Here is a 19,528-nt window from a genome sequence, read left to right on the forward strand (position 1 = left end):
ATGAGCACGACGGCGGAACGCGACCGCGTGCCCAAGCAGGACCGCAGCCGGGCCACCCGGCAGCGGCTCCTGGAGGCCGCCGTGGCCTGCCTGGCCGAGCACGGCTGGGCGGGCTCCACCGTCGCCGTGGTCGCCGAACGCGCCGGTGTCTCGCGCGGCGCCGCCCAGCACCACTTCCCGACCCGCGAGGACCTGTTCACGGCCGCCGTCGAGTACGTCGCCGAGGAGCGCTCCACGGCCCTGCGCGCCCTCTTCCCGGAGGGCGCCGCCGACCGCCGCGCCGTCCTCGCCGCCCTCGTCGACCTCTACACCGGCCCCCTCTTCCGCGCCGCCCTGCACCTGTGGGTCGCCGCCTCCAACGAGGACCAGCTGGGCTCGCGGGTGACCGAGCTGGAGGCCCGCGTCGGCCGCGAGACCCATCGCATCGCCGTCGACCTCCTCGGCGCCGACGAGTCCCGCCCCGGCGTCCGCGAGACCGTCCAGGGCTTCCTGGACATGGCCCGCGGCCTCGGTCTCGCCAACCTCCTCACCGACGACACCGCCCGCCGTGAGCGGGTCGTCGCCCAGTGGGCCGCGCTGCTGGAGGAGGCGCTCGGCTGACCCCGTTGCCGGTGCCGGCGGCCACGGTCGCGGGCCTGGGGGATCATTTCCGGACGTTCGAGGGTGAGCGCGGCCAGGCCGTCGGACGGTTCTCGGCGGGCGCCGCCCGGGTCGACCGCGCGGTCCCGGTGCGCAAGGGCTCTGATCCGGTGAGACCGGCCACATCCGTATCCGGACCGGCGCAGTACCCTTGCCGCATGCTTCCGATGCTCGTTCGCCGTCGCCACGTGGACTACGTGCGCGTCACGAGCATGGGCTGTCGCCTTTCGGCCTGATTCAGCCCCTTTCTTCTCCCTCTTCTTACGGCATCGTGGGCGCCGCCCTACCCTCGGCGGCCTGCCCGTGGCCCACACACCCCTGTGGACGCATCCATGACCATGCACACCACGACGACGACCCCGTCGTACGACCAACTCCCCATCATCGACCTGTCGGCCGCCGACCGTGGCCCCCAGGCTCGCGCCCTGCTCCACGCCCAACTGCACAGCGCCGCCCACGACGTCGGCTTCTTCCAGCTCGTCGGACACGGTGTGACCCGGGCCGAGACCGATGCGCTGCTCAGCGCCATGCGCGCCTTCTTCGCCCTCCCCGAGGCCGACCGGCTCGCCCTCGACAATGTGAACTCGCCGCACTTCCGCGGCTACACCCGCACCGGCGACGAACGCACCGGCGGCGCCCGCGACTGGCGCGACCAGCTCGACATAGGCGCCGAACGCCCCGCCCGCGTCCCCGGCCCCGACGAGCCGCCGTACTGGTGGCTGCAGGGCCCCAACCAGTGGCCCGCCGCCCTTCCCGAGCTGCGCACGGCGGCCCTGACCTGGATCGACAGGCTCAGCGCGGTCGCCGAGCGGCTCCTGCGCGAACTCCTGGCCGCGATCGGTGCCCCCGCCGACTTCTACGCCCCGATCTTCGGCGACCGGGCCCACCCGCACCTCAAGCTCGTCCGCTACCCCGGCAGCGCGGGCGACGGCACCGAGCAGGGCGTGGGCGCCCACAAGGACTACGGCTTCCTGACGCTCCTGCTCCAGGACAGGGTCGGCGGCCTCCAGGTCCATCGCGAGGACGGCCGCTTCCACGACGTCCCGCCCCTTCAGGGCGCCTTCGTGGTCAACCTCGGCGAACTCCTGGAGGTCGCCACCAACGGCTACCTCCTCGCCACCAACCACCGCGTGGTCAGCCCACCGGGAGCCACCGAGCGCTTCTCGGTCCCGTTCTTCTACAACCCCCGCCTTGACGCCCGGACGGCCCCCCTGCCCTTCCCGCACGCCGCCGAGGCCCCGGGCATCACCACCGACCCGGCGAACCCCCTGTACGCCGAGTACGGCTACAACGAGTTGAAGGGCAAGCTCCGAGCCCACCCGCTGGTGGCGGAGCGGCACCACGCGACCCTGCTGACACCGGCGGCGTGAACTGTCCGGCGGCGGCGCCGACATGCGGCGCCGCCCCCAGGGGCACGAGGGGCCGCAACGGTCCGCAGCCGCCCGCGCCCCGTACGCGCTCCGGTCAGTGGGCGATGTCCGCGTACCCCTCGATGTCCTGCGGACTCCGCGTCCCCGGCCCCACATAGCGAGCGGAAGGCCGCACCAGGCGACCGGTCCGCTTCTGCTCCAGGATGTGCGCCGACCACCCGGCCGTACGCGCGCACGTGAACATCGACGTGAACATGTGCGCCGGCACCTGAGCGAAGTCCAGCATGATCGCGGCCCAGAACTCCACGTTGGTGGCCAGCACCCGATCCGGCCGCCGGCTGTGCAGCTCCTCCAGCGCGGCCTTCTCCAGCGCCTCCGCGATCTCGAACCGCGGCGCCCCCAACTCCCGTGCCGTGCGCCGCAACACCCGCGCCCGCGGATCCTCGGCCCGGTACACCCGGTGCCCGAACCCCATCAGCCGCTCACCCCGGTCCAGGGCCTGCCTGACGTACGCCTCGGCGTCCCCGGTCCGCTCGATCTCCTCGATCATGCCGAGCACCCGCGAGGGCGCTCCCCCGTGCAGCGGCCCGGACATGGCCCCCACCGCACCCGAGAGCGCGGCGGCGACATCGGCCCCGGTGGAGGCGATCACCCGGGCCGTGAAGGTCGAGGCGTTCATGCCGTGCTCCGCGGCGGACGTCCAGTACGCGTCCACGGCCGCGACATGCTTCGGGTCCGGCTCGCCCCGCCAGCGGATCATGAACCGCTCGACCACGGAACCCGCCTTGTCGATCTCCCGCTGGGGCACCATCGGCAGCCCCTGCCCGCGCGCGGACTGGGCGACGTACGACAACGCCATCACGGCGGCCCGCGCGAGATCGTCCCGTGCCTGCCGCTCGTCGATGTCGAGCAGCGGCTTCAGTCCCCACACCGGGGCCAGCATGGCGAGCGCCGACTGCACGTCCACCCGGATGTCCCCGGAGTGCACCGGGATCGGGAACGGCTCGGCGGGCGGCAGACCGGGGTTGAAGGCACCGTCGACCAGCAGCCCCCACACGTTCCCGAACGAGACGTGCCCGACCAGGTCCTCGATGTCGACGCCCCGGTACCGCAGGGCGCCGCCCTCCTTGTCCGGCTCGGCGATCTCCGTCTCGAACGCGACGACTCCCTCGAGTCCGGGTACGAAATCGGACATCAGGCGGCTCCTCGTGATGTGGTCGGCGGTGGTCACCCCGGTGATGCCCCGATCGGCAGGTGGTCACCCAAACCGCGGGGGAACCAGCACGATATCCCCCGGTGCCATCCGTGGGGAGTCTTCACGGCACTGAGTGCCAGCCGGTTTCGCCGAGGACCGGGGCTCCGCCATGTCCCGCGGCCTGACGGGACGCACCGCTCGTACGGCAAGATGACCGCGTGACCGACCGCGACCCGCTCCTGGACCCCGTCCTCGATCCCGCCGCCATGCGCAAGCAGTACCGTGCGGAGGGCCTCGCCGAACAGGATCTCGCCACCCACCCCATGGACCAGTTCGCCCGCTGGTTCGAGGACGCCGCACGGGCGGCCCTGCACGGCACGGTCTACGAGCCCAACGCGATGATCGTCTCCACGGCGGACGCGGCCGGCCGCCCCAGCTCGCGCACCGTCCTGATGAAGCAGTTCGACACCGAGGGCTTCGTCTTCTTCACCAACTACGACTCCCGCAAGGCCCGCGACCTCGCCGAGAACCCGCACATCGCCCTGCTCTTCCCCTGGCACCCGCTCGCCCGCCAGGTCATCGTCACCGGCACCGCCCGCCGTACCGGCCGCGACGAGACGGCCGCCTACTTCCGCAGCCGCCCGCACGGCTCCCAGCTGGGCGCCTGGGCCAGCGACCAGTCCTCGGTGATCGCCTCCCGCGTCGAACTCGACGCCGCCTACGCCGATCTGGAGGCCCGTTACCCCGAGGACGAGCAGGTCCCGGTCCCGCCGCGCTGGGGCGGCTTCCGCGTCACCGCGCAGACCGTCGAGTTCTGGCAGGGGCGCGAGAACCGCCTCCACGACCGTCTGCGCTACCTCGCCCGGCCCGACGGCACATGGCAGGTCGAACGCCTCAGCCCCTGAGCCGGACGCCGGCAGGGGCCCGGCACGCAGACGACCCGCGAGCTCGGGTTCCTGCGCCTCTCGGCGCAGAAGCCGGCCGGACGTACCGGCGAGCTCGCGGGTCGGGTGACTGCTGGGATTGGGCCGGCTGCGCGCCTGACGTCGGCGTGCTGGTCCGGCACCGCACTCGGTGTGGTGGCGGGCCGCTAGCCCGCAGTCACCTCACGCGTCCGGTTCTCATACATCTGCCGAACCACCTCCCTTCTCGTGTACCCGACACCCTAGGAAATCGACGGGCGGCGCTCAACCTCTTTTTTTCTCGGGAACAGGATGTGTGCTGGGTCACGTTCCAGTTGAATGAAGGCAAGTGAGAGGCCAGTGAGCGAGTCGCGCGGCGCATGCGCGCCGACACAGCCTGCAGGGGGTCCAGGTGAGTGCTTCCCGGCGGAGTGGGACCACCGACGAACTGGGGCCGGACGAGCCCGGTGAGCCGGAGGAGCCAGGCGGCTCCGATCTGCTCGCCGCGCTGCTCGACGGCATGGACGCGGCCCTGTGCGCCTTCGACGCCGACGGCGTCGTCACGCACTGGAACCGCGAGGCCGAGCGGATCCTCGGGTGGACGGCCGCCGAGGCGGTCGGACGGCACGGGTTCGCCGGGTGGGCGGTGCGCAGTGCCGACGCCGAGGAGGTGCAGGCCCGGCTGATGTCGGCGATGCACGCGCCCGGACGGCAGGTGAACGAGTTCGCCCTGGTCACCAAGGACGGCGGGCGGGTGCTCGTACGGACCCAGTCCGCCGCCGTGCGCGGGCCCGAGGGCAAGCCGGCCGGGGTGTACTGCGCGTTCAGCGAGGTGCACGCGCAGATCGACCTGGAGCGGTCGATCGCGCTGAGCGAGGCGCTGTTCGAGGACGCCGCCTGGGGGGTCGTCCTCATCGACGCCGATCTGCGGCCCGCCGTCGTCAACGCGCACGCGGCCCGCGCCCTCGGGATCGGGCGCACGTCCGCGCTGGGCCGGCCGCTCGGCGAGCTGCTCGCGCAGGGCGTGGAGGAGCTGGAGGCCGTGCTCACCCATGTGCTGGCCGAGGGCGCGCCGCCCGCGCCCGCCGAGATGTGGGTGACCCTGCGCACCGCGGAGGGCGAGCAGCGGCGCTGCTGGCGCAGCGGGTTCGTGCGGCTGGCCTCGCCGCTCGCCGAGGAACCGGTGCCGCTCGGCGTCGGCTGGCTCTTCCAGGACGTCACCGACGTCAAGCAGGGCGAGCAGGAGGCGGCCCTGCTGCGGTTCCGCGGCAACCAGTTGCACCGCGCCGCGCGTGCCGCCGCCGAGTGCGAGGACCCCCTCGAGGTGGCCACCGTCCATCTGGACTTCGCGCTCGCCGGATTCGCCGACCACGCGCTGATCGACCGGGTGATGCCCTCCCCGCGCGCGAAGGCACGCGAGGACGGCCGCGCGGACGGGGCCGAGGAGGGGTTCGAGGACGGTGCGGACACCGCCGTCCGGCTCGTCCGGCTCGCCGCGACGCCCGCGGGCGCGCCGGGGCCGAGCCTGCTGACGGGGGCGGCCGGGCTGCCGGTGCGCTACGAACCGGGGCATCCGGCGCTGCAGTGCGTGGAGCGGGCCGGTGCGGTGCGCGCGGACGCCGGTTCGGTGCCCGCGGAACGGGCGCGCGAGTGGGCGCTCGCCCGGCAGTGGCCCGGCGACGCGGTGCACGCCCTGTGCGCGGTGCTGCGCAGCCGGGGGCGGACGCTGGGCGTGGTGACCTTCCTGCGCGGCTCCGGCCGCCACCGCTTCGAGCGGTCCGACACGGCCTACGCGGAGGACGTGGCGGTCCGCATCGCGGCGGCGCTGGACCTGGCGGAGGCGGTGCGCGGCGCGCAGGGCGGCCGGAACGCGGCGCGCGGAGGGCCGAAGTAGGGAGCCCGCGGGGGCCAGGGCCTGTTGGGGCGCTAGCGCCGGTAGAAGATCCGGTCGCCGTACTCCCGCAGCACACGGCCGTTCCACTCGTGTCCGCCGTCGACGTTGCCGGAGCGCAGCAGCGGGGGTTCGACGCCCCGGTCGGCGAGGGCGGCGGCGGCCGTCGCCATGACGGCCTGCATCAGGGCGGTGGTGACGACCGTGGAGGCGGGGGCGAAGGGCGCCGGGATGGTGTCGAGGGTGAGTTCCGCGTCGCCGACCGCGATCTTCGAGTCCAGGACGATGTCGCAGTGGTCCTTCAGGAAGGTGCCGGAGGAGTGGCGGGACGTGGTCTGCGAGGCGTAGGCGACCGAGGTGACGCCGATGACCCGCACACCGAGGGCGCGTGCGTTCAAGGCCATCTCCACGGGCAGGGAGTTGCGGCCGGACAGGGAGATGATCACGAGGGCGTCGCCGGAGCGGATCGGCGAGGTGTCCAGGACGGCGCCGGCGAGGCCGTCGACGCGTTCGAGGGCGGAACCGAGGGTGGCCGGGGTGACGTCGACGCCGACGACGCCGGGTACGGCGAGCAGGTTCATCAGGGCGAGGCCGCCGGCGCGGTAGACGACGTCCTGGGCGGCCAGCGAGGAGTGCCCGGCGCCGAAGGCGAACAGCCGGCCGCCGGCGGCCACGGTGTCGGCGAGCAGGGCGCCGGCCGCGCCGATCGACTCGGCCTCCTCCTCGCGGACCCGTTGCAGCAGGTTGATGGCGGCGTCGAAGAACAGGTCGGCAGGCGTGCCGTCGCTCATGCGGTGCCCCTTCGCAGCGTCTGTGTCGCGGATCACCGTGCGGTCTGGACCAGTGCGGTGTCAATACGGCCGATGCCGAGCACCACCGCGCCGACGGCCCCGTTTTCCCGGCGGCCCCCGCTTGTCAGTGGGATCCGGCAGAATTGGTGACAGGGCCAGCGCACGCGCCGGGGTGCCGGCAGAGGTAATCGAGGGGCACGTATGTCCGGACTGATCGACACCACGGAGATGTATCTCCGCACCATCCTCGAACTCGAAGAGGAAGGCGTCGTGCCCATGCGCGCCCGCATCGCGGAGCGGCTGGACCAGAGTGGGCCGACGGTGAGCCAGACGGTGGCGCGCATGGAGCGCGACGGCCTGGTGTCCGTGGCCAGCGACCGCCATCTGGAGCTGACCGACGAGGGCCGCAGGCTCGCCACGCGCGTGATGCGCAAGCACCGGCTGGCCGAGTGTCTCCTCGTCGACGTGATCGGCCTGGAGTGGGAGCAGGTGCACGCGGAGGCCTGCCGCTGGGAGCACGTGATGAGCGAAGCCGTGGAGCGCCGCGTCCTGGAACTGCTGCGGCATCCCACCGAGTCGCCGTACGGCAACCCGATCCCGGGCCTGGAGGAGCTGGGCGAGAAGGACGGCGCCGACCCGTTCCTGGACGAGGGCATGGTCTCGCTGGCCGACCTGGACCCGGGCTCGGACGGCAAGACGGTCGTCGTCCGCCGGATCGGCGAGCCGATCCAGACGGACGCGCAGCTGATGTACACGCTGCGGCGCGCGGGTGTGCAGCCCGGCTCCGTGGTGAGCGTGACGGAGTCGGCCGGCGGTGTCCTGGTGGGCAGCGGCGGCGAGGCGGCCGAGCTGGAGGCGGACGTCGCCTCGCACGTGTTCGTCGCCAAGCGCTGAGCATGTGAGGGCCCCGGCGCCCTTGTGGCGCCGGGGCCTGTCCTCCCCTGTGCTGACCCGGAGCCCCGAGCTCCCAGGGTCATCCCCCTCGGACCGCTTTTCCCCGAGCGGTCCGCCTCCCGCCAGTAGAGATCCCCTGGGCGGCGGCGATCATTCCTCGAGGGGTGTCACTCGAATGAGGGGTGTTGTCCGCGGAGACGGATCTTTCGAATGGGTATTCGATAGTCTGCGGCAGGACGAGCACGACAGCGACAGCAGCGAGTACGAGCGAGTACGGCAGTACACCGGTACGAGGCAGGCGGAGCTGGGGGTGCCAGGCCCATGGCACGGCGGATCGACGTGACGGGAGCGGGCGGGCTGCGCCTGGCCGCCTGGGAGTTCGCCGACCCTCCCAAACCGGGGTCCGACCCGGCGGAGGGCCGGGCGGATGCGCGACCCGGCGCTCCGGGCGTGCTGTTACTGCACGGCCTGATGGGCCGCGCCTCCCACTGGGCCTCGACCGCCCGCTGGCTCGCCGCCCGCCACCGCGCCGTCGCCCTCGACCAGCGCGGTCACGGCCAGAGCGAGAAGGACCCGGAGGCCGCCTACACCCGGGAGGCCTATGTCGAGGACGCCGAGGGCGCCCTCGAACAGCTCGGCCTCGCCCCCGCCGTCCTCGTCGGCCACGCCATGGGCGCCCTGACCGCCTGGCAGCTCGCCGCGAAACGCCCCGACCTGGTCCGGGGCCTGATCATCTGCGACATGCGGGCCTCCGCGCTGGGAGCGGCCTCACAGCGCGAGTGGGCGCAGTGGTTCAGGGCCTGGCCCGTTCCCTTCGCGACGCTGGCCGACGTCGGCAAGTGGTTCGGTGAGGACGACCCCTGGGTGGAGCGCCCGAGCCCCGCCCGCGGCGCCTTCTACGCCGAGGTCATGCACGAGTCCGCCGACGGCTGGCGCCCCGTCTTCGAGCCGGAGCAGATGCTCCGGACCCGGGAGAGCTGGGTGTACGACGCGCACTGGGAGGAGCTGGCCCAGGTGCGCTGTCCGACGCTCGTGGTGCGCGGGGTGGACGGGGAGCTGGGGCGGGCCGAGGCGCAGGAGATGGTGCGAGTGCTGCCGGCGGGGGAGTACGCGGAGGTGCCGGACGCGGGGCACCTCGCGCACTATGACCTGCCGGGGGCCTGGCGGGAGGCTGTCGGGCCGTTTCTCGATCAGGCGCTCGGGGACTGAGCGCCTTCTCGTCCGCCGGGTCGCGGTTCGGACGGCGGCTGCGGGTTGTGTGTGGTTGTCCGCGCAGTTCCCCGCGCCCCTTCGGGGAACTGCACTACCCCTTGCTGACGGCCGTCAGGATCTCCGGCAGCCGCGCTGCTGTTCTCGGGGCCGCCAGGCGCAGACCCGCAAGGGTCAGGACGGCGCCGTACACCACGCCCACCGGGAGCAGGAGCCATTGCCAGGCCTCCCCGTCCGCGCTCACATGGAGCCCGATGGTGAGGGCGATGACCGGGGAGCAGAGCAGGGCCGCGGAGACCATGCCGCCGAAGATCGAGATCCAGGCGAGGCCCGCCTGGCCCGGGGCGACGTTCTTGTGGCCCTCCTGCGGGATGGAGTAGGGAAAGCGCGCCGACGTCCAGGCGCCGGTCGCGAGCATCGCCCCGAGCAGCGCGAAGGACAGCCCCAGCACCTCCGGCAGCCGCGACCACGCGCCCAGCACGGCCGCCGTGGCCACCGTCACGAGGGCCGTGTACGGCAGGGTGATCAGCAGCAGGGCCAGGGCGCGGCCGCGCAGTTCGGTGTAGGCGTCCCGGGGTGAGGAGATGGTCGTGGCCACCATCCAGAACGCGGAGGTGTCCTGCCCGAACTGGTTGTACATCTGGATGCCGAGCATCCCGGCGGCGAAGCACGCGAAGTAGACGGACCCGGTGCCCTGCGCCGCGTTGAACACCGGCACGATCAGCCCGATCGCCAGCGAGGTCACCCAGGCGGCCTTGGTCTTCGGATCCCGCCAGACGTAGCGCAGGCTGCGGTCCATGACCGTACCGGTGCGCCCGCCCGGCAGCAGCCGCCCGAGCCCGCCCGACGCGCGGTCCTGGGCGCCTGCGTCGGCGGCCTGCAGCGTGGACCCGTCGGGCGCTGTCATCAGCCGGGTCAGGCTGCGCGCCCACACGGCGACGAGCGCCGCCAACCCGGCCGCGGTGACGACGAGTTGCGCGGCGGCCGTGCCGTACGCGCCCTCGCTCGCCGACCGCACCGCGGCCACCGCGGACGCGGGCGGCACCCACCCCAGGGTGTCCGCGACCGGCTGCAGCCGCCCGAGGCCGGCCGAGCCCAGCTGCCGCGCACCGAAGTTGACCAGCTGCGCCCCGACCGCGATCACCAGCCCGCTCAGCACGGCCAGGTCGCGGCCCCTCCTGCTGGTCAGCAGCCGTACGTTGGCGGTGGCCACGGCCCGCGCGAGCGCCACGCAGACCAGCAGCGCGAGGGCGACGGCGAGCACCGCGACGGCGTACCCGGCGGCCCCGTGCGCCACGGCCACCGCGCATCCCGCCAGCACCAGCAGGGTGAACAGCGGGCCGGTGCCGACCAGGGAGGCCACCAGCAGCGCCCTGACCAGCGGCCGGGGCCGCAGCGGAAGCATCACCAGCCGGGTCGGGTCCAGCGTCTCGTCACCGGTCGGGAAGAACAGCGGCAGCACCGCCCAGCCCAGCGCCAGCACGGCCGTACCCGGTACGACGACGGCGTCGGCGTGTGCGTGCCCGCGCAGCGCGAGCATCCCCAGCAGCATCAGCAGCGCGAACAGGACGGTGACGACCGCCGAGACGACGAACGCGGCCCGCCGGCCCCCGGACTGCCGCAGCCCGTTGCGCAGCAGCGACAGCTTCAGCCGTACGACGGTGGAGGTGAGGCTCGTCATCGGGCCGCCCCGCCGCCCAGCCAGTCCAGATCGGACCCGGCGTCCCGGCCGCTCGCCCCGACCAGCTCCAGGAACGCCCCCTGCAGCGTCGAGTGCGTCCCGCGCACCTCGGCCAGCGATCCGGTCGCCCGGATCCGGCCCGCCGCCAGCACCGCCACCCAGTCGCACAGCGACTCGACCAGCTCCATCACGTGGGAGGAGAAGACGACGGTGGCGCCGGAGGCGGTGTAGCGCTCCAGGACGCCCCGGATGGACTGCGCCGACACCGGGTCGACCCCCTCGAACGGCTCGTCCAGGAAGAGCACCTCGGGGTTGTGCAGCAGCGCGGCGGCGAGCCCGATCTTCTTGCGCATGCCGGTCGAGTAGTCGACCACGAGCTTGTGCTGGGCCCCGGCCAGGTCCAGGACGTCCAGCAGCTGCGTGGCCCGCTTGTCGACCTCGGCCCCGGGCAGCCCGCGCAGCCGTCCCGAGTACCCGAGCAGCTCCCGCCCCGACAGCCGCTCGAACAGCCTCAGCCCCTCGGGCAGCACCCCGATCCGCGCCTTGACGGCCACCGGATCCCGCCACACGTCGTGCCCGACGACTTCCACGCTGCCCTCGTCGGGCCGCAGCAGTCCGGTGACCATGGACAGGGTGGTGGTCTTGCCGGCCCCGTTCGGCCCGACCAGTCCTATGAACTTCCCGGCGGGCAACTCCAGATCGATCCCCCCGACAGCAACCTGCTGCCCGAACCGCTTCCAGAGTCCCTGCACGCGTACTGCAGCTTCGGTCATGCCTGCACAGTAGGCGAGGCCGGGTTTCTTCAGGGGCGCGCGGAACCGCGCACGTCAACGATCCCGACCGCACGCATAGGCGAGCGGCGAGATCAATTCCTCCGCGTCCGGCAGCCACCGATTGGCGGGCGTCGGCCGACAGGCCCACTGCACGGCCCCACGGGACCCGAAGCGGGTGGGCGGAGCGGCCACGTACGCCCCCTCGCCCAGGGCCAGCAGGTCGAGGGACGACAGCGTCCATCCGAGCTTGCGCACCAGCTCCGGCACCTTCGCGCAGCCACCGGGCAGCACGAAGAACTGCATCCGCCGATCAGGGGCCAGCGTGACCGGTCCCAGCGTCAGTTCCATCCGCTCCATCCGGGCCAGCGCCAGGAACCCCGCACTCTCCGGGACGGACAGCGCGTCGAAGGTCCGCCCCGTCGGCAGCAGGATCGACGCCGTCGGCTGCTTCTGCCACATCCGGCGCGCGACGGTCGCGCTGCCGGTCGCCTGCGCCGCCCAGTCGGGGCGCGCGGGGTGCGCACCCGGCGCAGGGCAGGAGGCGTCGCCGCACGAGCAGCGCTGCATTCCGGCGACCGCTTCCAGCCAGGTGCCCGGGAACACGTCCCAGTGCCGCTCCTCGGCGTAGCGTACGGCGGTCTCCAGCAGCGATTCCCCGCGCTGCTGCGGAATCTGACCGGCAATCTGAGTGTTCTGGGCGCCCGCGATCGTCTCTTCCACGCTCCTCTCAACTCCCGCACCCACCTGGAGTTACGGCTGTAGCGCGCGCGGGGGAGGAGCATCGATTCGTCAGCCGGGGCGCATGGGTGCACGTCCGGGGGCGCGCAGGGGGAAGCAGGGCGTGAGGTGGGTAGCCAGAGATGGGGTTGGCATCCGCTTTTACCCCGGCAAACCGCACATGTCACGCATTGACAGTATGTCAACGGGGCAGTGATCTTCCCGGCCGGACCGTCACTCGGATCAGTACCCGGAATCAGCACCGACGATCTCGGCCGGAACGTCACACTCCAGGGGTTCGCAGGGGGTAGCACATGGCCGCAAGGCCTCTCGTGGCGAGGCAGCCGAACGAACGGCTGCAGGCACTCATCCAGGAAGCGGGGTGCTCGAACGCCGGGCTGGCCCGGCGGGTCAACATGTGCGGCGCCGAGCACGGGCTCGACCTGCGCTACGACAAGACGTCCGTGGCCCGCTGGCTGCGCGGACAGCAGCCGCGGGGCCGCGCCCCGGCGATCATCGCGGAGGCGCTCGGGCGCAAGCTCGGCCGTGCGGTCACGATCGACGAGATCGGCATGGCCAACGGCAAGAACCTCGCCTCGGGGGTCGGTCTCCAGTTCTCGCCGACGGTACTGGGGGCCATCGAGCAGGTCTGCGAGCTGTGGCGCAGCGACGTGGGCCGGCGGGACTTCCTGTCCGGCTCCTCCGTCGCCGCCTCCGCGCTGGTCGAGCCCAGCCGCGACTGGCTGATCTCGGCGCCGGACGCCCAGGTGGCCCGGCAGGCGGGCCCGCGCGTGGGCCAGGCCGACGTGGCGGCCGTACGGTCCATGACGCAGGCGCTGACCGACCTGGACCACCAGTTCGGCAGCGGGCACGTCCGCCCGGTGGTCGTGCACTACCTCAACAGCGTCGTCTCCGGGCTGCTCGCGGGTTCGTACCGGGAGACGGTCGGGCGGGAACTGTTCGCCGCGGTCGCCCGGTTGACCGAGCTGGCGGGCTACATGGCCGTGGACACCGGGCAACCCGGCCTGGCCCAGCGGTACTACATCCAGTCGCTGCGGCTCGCACAGGCCGCCGGGGACCGCGGATACGGCGGCTACGTCCTGGCCGCGTCCATGAGCCACCTCGCGGCGCAGCTCGGAAACCCGCGCGAGATCGCCCAGTTGGCGCGGGCGGCGCAGGAGGGGGCGCGCGGCCAGGTGACCCCGCGTGTCGAGGCGATGTTCCACGCGGCGGAGGCGCGCGGGCACGCCCTGCTCGGCGACGCGCGCTCCGCGCAGGCGTCCACCGGGCGGGCGGTCACGGCCATGGAGCGGGCCGACGACTCCAGCGGCGACGACCCGGTGTGGATCCGGCACTTCGACGAGGCCTATCTGGCGGACGAGTTGGCGCACTGCGCCCGCGATCTCGGGCAGCCCGAGCAGGCGGCCCGGTACGCCGAGCAGTCGCTGGCCGGACACCCCGAGACCCGGGCCCGCCGCCGCGCCATCGGCTATGTGCTGCTCGCCACGGCCCAGGTGCAGCAGCGCGAGGTCGAGCAGGCCTGCAACACCGGCCTGAAAGCGGTGGAGTTGCTGGAGACGCTCCGCTCCAACCGGGGCGCCGAATATCTGGAGGACCTGCAGCAACGCCTGGAACCCTTCCGGGAGGAGGCGGTGGTGAGGGAGTTCGGGGCGCGCCTCGATCTCCAGCAGGCAGCCTGAACACCTGCCCCGCGGTTGCGTGAACGCACGGCGAACGGCACCCGGAGGCGCGAGGGTGCCATATACCAGCGTGCCGCGGGGCGGTTTTGTTACCGCTGTCACAGAGCGGAAGGCAGTGCCCTGAGCTGCGTGGCACCCGGCTCGGGGGACCCGGTAGCGTGAGCCCGATTCACAAGGTCCCCCATTAGTAGGAGTCCCGGTGACGCAGAGTGGACAGGGCGAGGAGCCCTCGGCGCAGCCCGCGCGCGAAGGCATCGTGCTGCCCTCCGACGGAGGCGAGCCCTTGCTGCCGGGCATGACCGGCGCGCCCGCCCCCGCGGCCCCGACCGGCGGGCAGGCCTGGGGCGGCTCGTGGGGGCCCGAGCAGCAGCCGCCGCAGTCGGGCCAGGGCTGGCCGCCGGCGGCGGCCCAGCAGTGGCACACCCCGGACGCCCCGAACCAGCAGCCGCCCGCCGCGAACCCCGGCCCGCTGCCGCCGGAGGGCGCCCCTGCCCCGTCGTACGGTCAGCCTCCGGCGTACGGCCAGGCGTCGTCGTACGACCAGCCCGGCGACCTCGGCGGTGGCTACGGCGCCGCCCAGCAGCCCGGGTACGCCACGGCACCCGAGCTGTACCAGCAGCAGCCGCAGCATCATCAGCCGCAGCATCCGCATCAGCCGCAGGCCCACCAGCAGCAGTACGCGCAGCCGGCAGGCTCCGCCGCGCCGCTGCCGCCGGCCCTGCCGGACGCCTATCCGGCCGCCGCCCCGCTGCCCCCGTCCGCCGACGGAGCCACCCAGTACCTTCCGCCGGTTCCGGCCGCCCCGGCCGACGAGGGTGCGACGCAGTACCTTCCGCCGGTGCCGGCCGCCGCCCCGGCCGACGAGGGCGCGACCCAGTACATCCCGCCGGTGGCGCCCGGCGCGCTGCCGCCCGAGTCGGCCGGCGAGGAGACGCGCTACCTCGGCCACGCGCCGCACCGGCAGGCGCCGGCGCCCGTGTCGCCGGACGCGGAGGCCACCCAGTACATCCCGCCGTACACCGCGCAGGCGCAGGGCGGGGACCGGCAGCCGCCGGCCGAGTTCGACAACCTCTTCCGGGGCGGCCCGGCGGGCGGTGACGGCCCGGCCGGGTCCACCCAGCAGATGCCGCGCGTCCCGCAGCCGGACGCCCACCCCGGCGCCGCCCAGCCGTCGTACAACCGGCAGCAGCCCTCCTACGGCGCGCCCCAGCCGTCGTACGACCACGGCTACGACGACGAGCCGCCCCGCCGCTCGCGGGTGCCGCTGATCGCCGCCGTCGGTGTCGGCATCGTCGTCATCGGTGTGGGTGCCGGCGTGCTGCTCAGCGACGGCGGTGGCAAGAGCCCGGGCGACGACGGCAAGACCGTCGCGGCCGCGTCCCCGGCCCCCGGCCAGGGCTCCTCCGCGGCCGCCGACCCGGCCCGCGCGCAGGCGGTCGAGCTGGACAAGCTGCTCGCCGACAGCGGCAGCAGCCGCGCCTCGGTGATCAAGGCGGTGGCCGACGTCAAGGGCTGCGACAACCTCGACGAGGCCGGCTCGAACCTGCGCGACGCGGCCAAGCAACGCAACCAGCTGGTCACCCGGCTCGGCAAGCTGTCCGTCGACAAGCTGCCGAGCAGCGGCGACCTGACCGCCGCGCTGACCAAGGCCTGGCAGGCGTCCGCCGCGGCCGACAACCACTACGCGGCCTGGGCCGGCCAGGCCAAGGCGCACAAGGTCTGCCGCAAGGGCCACGCCCGCACCACGAACGAGGCGCAGGCGGGCAACCGGGAGAGCGGCAACGCCAGCGCGCAGAAGGTGAAGGCGGCGGCGCTGTGGAACACGATCGCGCAGAAGTACGGTCTGACCCAGCGCCAGCCCACCCAGCTCTGAGGCGGTACGGCGCCGGCGTCACCGCACGCCGGCGTCACTGCACGTCGGCGTTCTCCAGCGTCTGCGTCATGTCGGTGATGCCGTTGAGGCCGCCGATGCCCTTGCGGGCCGAGACCAGCTGGCCGTCCTGGACCACCTGGAGGGTGACGTCGGCGTTGACCATGCGCGGGAAGCCGACCCCGGCGAGCGCGCCCTCGTAGGGCCAGTGCAGGGTCGGGGTGAGTCCGCCGGTGGAGACCCGCAGACCGTCGTCGAGGGTGTGCCGCACGCTGTCGGCGGTCACCTCGCCGTCGCCGATCTTCTCCAGGGCGGCCTTCAGCACGGTGTAGGCGATCCAGGTGGTCTGCACTCCGGCGTCCGCGGGGTCGATGCGGTTGTCGCCGAAGGCCTCCTCGTTGATCACCTTCTTCATCGCGCTCCAGCGGGCGTCGGAGGCCGGCGGGTACCAGCCGCTGATGTACGCCCCCTCGTACGGCCCGGACGCGCCGCCTGTGGCGTTGATCACAGTCTGGTCGACATTGCCGAGCACGGTCCCGAGTCGAACGGCGGGGTAGTTCTCGCGGGCCCGTCGGAAGGAGTCCATGAAGGTGTCGGTACGGTCCCCGAGCGCGGGCACCACGCAGCCCTTCTTCAGCAGGCCCTTGGCGGCGAACTGGAGCGCCTGGTCGGCCTGGACGCTGTACTCGGTGGCGTCCTCGGCGGCGAGGTGGTCGTCCGCGTCGACGTGCCCGCCCGCCTTCAGCCCGGAGTCGAGCAGCACCGGCAGCTCGTCGCCGGCGATGCTGTCCGGGCGGACCAGGGAGATGTTGCCGCAGGTGGCGGCGAGGGCCTTGCCGAGACCGGCCAGCAGGGCGGGCTGGCCGCCGTTGACCGGGTAGGACATCTGGCCGGTGAACTCGTCGTTGGTGACGCCGTAGCCGCCTATGTAGGGGATCCCGGCGCCTTCCAGCGGGGCGAGGTAGGAGTCGCCGAACTGGCTGTAGGAGCCGACGACCGCGACCACGTCCTCGTCGGCCGCGCGCCGGGCGCACTTGGCGGCGCCCACGGCGTCGTTGTGGTCGTTGCAGGTCAGGACCTGGAGCTTGTGGCCGTGGATGCCGCCGTGCGCGTTGACCCACTTGGCGTAGGCGAGGGCCATCGCGGGCATGCCCGGCTTGTTGGTGGCGTCGGTGTCCTGCGGGGCCCAGGTCATGACCTTGACCGTGTCGTCCCCGGAGCCCGCCGTCACACCCGGGATGGCCCCGCATCCGGCGGTGAGCGACGCACAGAGGGCCACGGCGCCCGCGGTCAGGGCGGTGGCTCTGCCGGGGCGGGGGGTGGCGTGGAAGAGCGTACTCATGGTGCGTCGCCTGCCGGTCATGGACACGCACGATTCCCTCACACCACTAACCGGGGAGTGATCTGAGTTCAACCAAAGGTGACGCCCAGGTGAATTGCGGGGGCGGGTGGGATCTGTGAAGAAGAGATCGTACGATCGATGACCGTGCAAGGTTCGGAGAACTCTTCCCGTCGCGGCCGTCGCTCCTCCACCATGGGCGGCATGCCTCTAAGCGACATGCCGTGGTGGCGCTGGCGCAGCAATGTGCGCTCGGCGCTGCACATGCTCTCCGACCCGGCGTTCCAGCGGGACGTCTGGCTGGTCGGCGTGGACGGATACGGCGACGTCACCGACGCCGTCTACCGACTGGTGGAGGACACCTGGCTGGACAACTGGTCCGCGGAGAAATACGTCGGCACGATCTTCCGCGACTCGCAGGAAGCGGCGCTCGTGGACACCGCCGTGCTGCGGGTGCTGCGGATCGTGCACCAGGTCGGCCCCGACGCGCCGGTCGCCGCGTATCTCGAGCACCAGGGGTGGCCGGACGCGGTGCGGGCGGCGCGGGACGCGCATGTGCGGATGGCGGCGAGCGACGGCGAGGACCCGGACACACCGCCCCGGAGCCTGGAAGTGCTGCGCATCATGACCAGGTCCGCGTAGCGGACGTTCAGCGCTGGGGCGGTGCGGACATGAGACCCTGTGGTGCATGAACGAGCAGTCCGCGCCCGCCGCCGCACCGGCCGACCAGTACGTCCTCACCCTCTCCTGCCCCGACAAAAAGGGCATCGTGCACGCCGTGTCGAGCTACCTCTTCATGACCGGCTGCAACATCGAGGACAGCCAGCAGTTCGGCGACCACGACACGGGTCTGTTCTTCATGCGCGTCCACTTCTCGGCCGAGGCGCCGGTGACCGTGGAGAAGCTGCGGGCGAGCTTCGCGGCGATCGGTGACTCCTTCCACATGGACTGGCAGATCAACCGGGCCGACGAGAAGATGCGGATCCTGCTGATGGTCAGCAAGTTCGGGCACTGCCTGAACGACCTGCTGTTCCGGGCCCGGATCGGCGCGCTCCCGGTGGAGATCGTGGGCGTGGTCTCGAACCACACCGACTTCGAGGAGCTGGTGGGCTCCTACAACATTCCTTTCCATCGCATTCCGGTGACGAGGGACACGAAGTCGGAGGCCGAGACGAAGCTGCTGGAGATCGTCCGCGAGGAGGGCGTCGAACTGGTCGTCCTCGCCCGCTACATGCAGGTCCTCTCGGACGACCTGTGCAAGCAGCTCAGCGGCCGGATCATCAACATCCACCACTCCTTCCTGCCGAGCTTCAAGGGCGCGAAGCCGTATCACCAGGCGCACGCCAGGGGCGTCAAGCTCATCGGGGCGACCGCGCACTACGTGACCGCCGACCTGGACGAGGGGCCGATCATCGAGCAGGAGGTCGAGCGGGTGGGGCACGACGTCACCCCGGACCAGCTGGTCGCGATCGGGCGGGACGTGGAGTGCCAGGCGCTGGCGCGGGCCGTGAAGTGGCACGCGGAGCGGCGCATCCTGCTCAACGGCCGACGGACGGTCGTGTTCGCCTAGGGTCTGTCCGATGGGTCCGGCCGGGTGTCGGAGCGGTGCCTTCTCGGCGTGCCGGACCCCGCGTGCCCGGCAGGACCCATCGGGCAGGCCCCAGGGCACAGGTCCTGTCGGCGGTCGCGGCCCATCCCTACATCCGGCTCAACCCCGCCGCGGCGAACAGCACGTCCCTGATCGCCTCCCGGTCGCCGACCTGTCCCACCGCGGCCTCCTCCGGGGGGATGTGGCCCGCGGCCAACTGGCAGAACTCCGTGTCGTCCAGGGCCACATGGGCCACCTCGAAGTCCGCGGAGCCCACCGCCGCCGGTGAGTCCAGCGGGATCAGCCACTCGCCGCCCGCCGCGCCCTCGATCTCCAGGCGCAGGCTGCGGCCCGGCGCGCCCGCCGCCACCAGGTGCGGGATCCGGGACTGCGGCGCGGACAGCCCGGCCCGGCGCCGCTCGGCGAGCGCGCCCGGCAGCATCCGGGCCGCGAGGTCGATCATCTTGTTCAGGTGCCGTGGCGCGGGCGGCCGGTACGGATAGTCCACCGCGTCCGCGATGTCGTCGGCGTGCACCCAGCAGGCGAAGGCCCGGTCCAGCATCGCGTCGTGCAGCGACAGCTCGAAGTCGCCGTACGACACGGCGAGTCCGCCCGCGTGGCCGCCGGTGAAGGACACCGTCCGCACCAGGCTGTGGCTCTGCTCCCGCCAGGGCCCCCGCACCGAGCGGGTGGGCGGGAAGCGGGAGGTCCGCCAGAACGCCTCGGTACGTCCGGCCGGGCCCAGCGCCCGCTGCTCCGCCGTCGCCCCGGCGACCTCGGCCAGCGGGTCCTCCAGGCCGAGCGCGGTCGCGATCAGCCCGTCCACGGAGAGCAGATGCGCGATCACCCCGGCCACCGTCGTACGCCGGTTTCTCGCCGTGTCGTCCTCGAACCACCGCAGCCGCACCGGCGCATGCCACTCGGCGTCCCCGAAGTCCTGCAGCAGGGCGTCCAGCCGCGCGGTCTCGG

17 protein-coding genes are annotated in these 19,528 nt (G+C 72.9%); 10 read left to right on the forward strand and 7 right to left on the reverse strand.

The features are described from left to right. Both AQI95_RS10945 and AQI95_RS10955 read left to right on the forward strand, forming a co-directional pair. A complete protein-coding gene (locus AQI95_RS10945) occupies positions 1-600 on the forward strand; it encodes a TetR/AcrR family transcriptional regulator (protein ID WP_067120869.1) in 600 nt (199 codons plus the stop codon). A 377-nt stretch (positions 601-977) separates the two neighbouring features. After that, positions 978-2,009 carry an isopenicillin N synthase family dioxygenase gene (locus AQI95_RS10955; RefSeq protein ID WP_067121541.1) on the forward strand — a complete coding sequence of 344 codons (1,032 nt, stop codon included), beginning with the start codon at positions 978-980 and terminating at the stop codon, positions 2,007-2,009. A 94-nt stretch (positions 2,010-2,103) separates the two neighbouring features. Here the strand turns inward: AQI95_RS10955 and AQI95_RS10960 are convergent, their stop codons facing one another. Continuing rightward, positions 2,104-3,204, reverse strand: coding sequence for a citrate synthase 2 (locus AQI95_RS10960; protein WP_067120873.1), 1,101 nt, complete (start codon positions 3,202-3,204; stop codon positions 2,104-2,106). 218 nt (positions 3,205-3,422) lie between these two features. Between AQI95_RS10960 and pdxH the strand changes: the two genes are divergently transcribed. Further along, positions 3,423-4,109, forward strand: coding sequence for a pyridoxamine 5'-phosphate oxidase (gene pdxH, locus AQI95_RS10965; RefSeq protein ID WP_067120875.1), 687 nt, complete (start codon positions 3,423-3,425; stop codon positions 4,107-4,109). A 409-nt stretch (positions 4,110-4,518) separates the two neighbouring features. Continuing rightward, complete coding sequence (locus AQI95_RS10970) at positions 4,519-6,000, forward strand: PAS domain-containing protein (protein ID WP_067120877.1); 1,482 nt, start codon at positions 4,519-4,521, stop codon at positions 5,998-6,000. Positions 6,001-6,032: 32 nt separating this feature from the next. Here the strand turns inward: AQI95_RS10970 and AQI95_RS10975 are convergent, their stop codons facing one another. Beyond that, entirely contained in the window at positions 6,033-6,788 is a 756-nt protein-coding gene (locus AQI95_RS10975) for an SIS domain-containing protein (RefSeq protein ID WP_067120879.1), read from the reverse strand. A 201-nt stretch (positions 6,789-6,989) separates the two neighbouring features. Here AQI95_RS10975 and AQI95_RS10980 point away from each other — a divergent pair, with 201 nt between their 5' ends. Beyond that, entirely contained in the window at positions 6,990-7,682 is a 693-nt protein-coding gene (locus tag AQI95_RS10980) for an iron-dependent transcriptional repressor DtxR (protein ID WP_067120881.1), read from the forward strand. A gap of 321 nt (positions 7,683-8,003) precedes the next feature. Further along, the gene (locus tag AQI95_RS10985) at positions 8,004-8,891 is read left to right on the forward strand and encodes an alpha/beta fold hydrolase (protein ID WP_067120883.1); all 888 of its coding nucleotides are present in this window, start codon (positions 8,004-8,006) and stop codon (positions 8,889-8,891) included. 94 nt (positions 8,892-8,985) lie between these two features. On the opposite strand, the gene AQI95_RS10990 is transcribed toward AQI95_RS10985, so the two are convergent. From AQI95_RS10990 to AQI95_RS11000, 3 genes are read right to left on the reverse strand one after another with little or no spacing between them, the layout of a single operon-like run. After that, entirely contained in the window at positions 8,986-10,572 is a 1,587-nt protein-coding gene (locus tag AQI95_RS10990) for a transporter (protein ID WP_067120885.1), read from the reverse strand. Next, positions 10,569-11,345, reverse strand: a complete 777-nt coding sequence (locus AQI95_RS10995; RefSeq protein WP_067120887.1) for an ABC transporter ATP-binding protein — start codon at positions 11,343-11,345, stop codon at positions 10,569-10,571. Before AQI95_RS10995 ends, AQI95_RS10990 begins: the two co-directional genes overlap by 4 nt. Positions 11,346-11,399: 54 nt before the next feature. Further along, entirely contained in the window at positions 11,400-12,065 is a 666-nt protein-coding gene (locus AQI95_RS11000) for a bifunctional DNA primase/polymerase (RefSeq protein ID WP_067120889.1), read from the reverse strand. A 311-nt stretch (positions 12,066-12,376) separates the two neighbouring features. Here AQI95_RS11000 and AQI95_RS11005 point away from each other — a divergent pair, with 311 nt between their 5' ends. Continuing rightward, positions 12,377-13,762, forward strand: a complete 1,386-nt coding sequence (locus AQI95_RS11005; protein ID WP_067120891.1) for an NsdA family TPR-like regulatory protein — start codon at positions 12,377-12,379, stop codon at positions 13,760-13,762. A gap of 199 nt (positions 13,763-13,961) precedes the next feature. Then, positions 13,962-15,635, forward strand: a complete 1,674-nt coding sequence (locus tag AQI95_RS11010; RefSeq protein WP_067120893.1) for a hypothetical protein — start codon at positions 13,962-13,964, stop codon at positions 15,633-15,635. A gap of 34 nt (positions 15,636-15,669) precedes the next feature. Here AQI95_RS11010 and AQI95_RS11015 read toward each other — a convergent pair whose 3' ends face one another. Continuing rightward, positions 15,670-16,995: an ABC transporter substrate-binding protein gene (locus AQI95_RS11015; protein ID WP_067120895.1), complete on the reverse strand. Its 1,326-nt coding sequence runs from the start codon at positions 16,993-16,995 to the stop codon at positions 15,670-15,672. Positions 16,996-17,112: 117 nt separating this feature from the next. Here AQI95_RS11015 and AQI95_RS11020 point away from each other — a divergent pair, with 117 nt between their 5' ends. Together AQI95_RS11020 and purU are read left to right on the forward strand one after the other, a co-directional pair. Beyond that, on the forward strand, positions 17,113-17,613 hold the full coding sequence (locus AQI95_RS11020) for an SCO4402 family protein (RefSeq protein ID WP_067120897.1): 501 nt from the start codon (positions 17,113-17,115) through the stop codon (positions 17,611-17,613). A gap of 46 nt (positions 17,614-17,659) precedes the next feature. Beyond that, positions 17,660-18,541, forward strand: coding sequence for a formyltetrahydrofolate deformylase (gene purU / locus AQI95_RS11025; RefSeq protein ID WP_067120900.1), 882 nt, complete (start codon positions 17,660-17,662; stop codon positions 18,539-18,541). Positions 18,542-18,668: 127 nt separating this feature from the next. Here the strand turns inward: purU and AQI95_RS11030 are convergent. Then, positions 18,669-19,528: MDMPI N domain containing protein (locus AQI95_RS11030; RefSeq protein ID WP_067120902.1), on the reverse strand; the 860-nt coding region annotated here is incomplete at its 5' end.

This window comes from Streptomyces yokosukanensis (genome assembly GCF_001514035.1).
GTDB classification, from domain to species: Bacteria; Actinomycetota; Actinomycetes; order Streptomycetales; family Streptomycetaceae; genus Streptomyces; species Streptomyces yokosukanensis.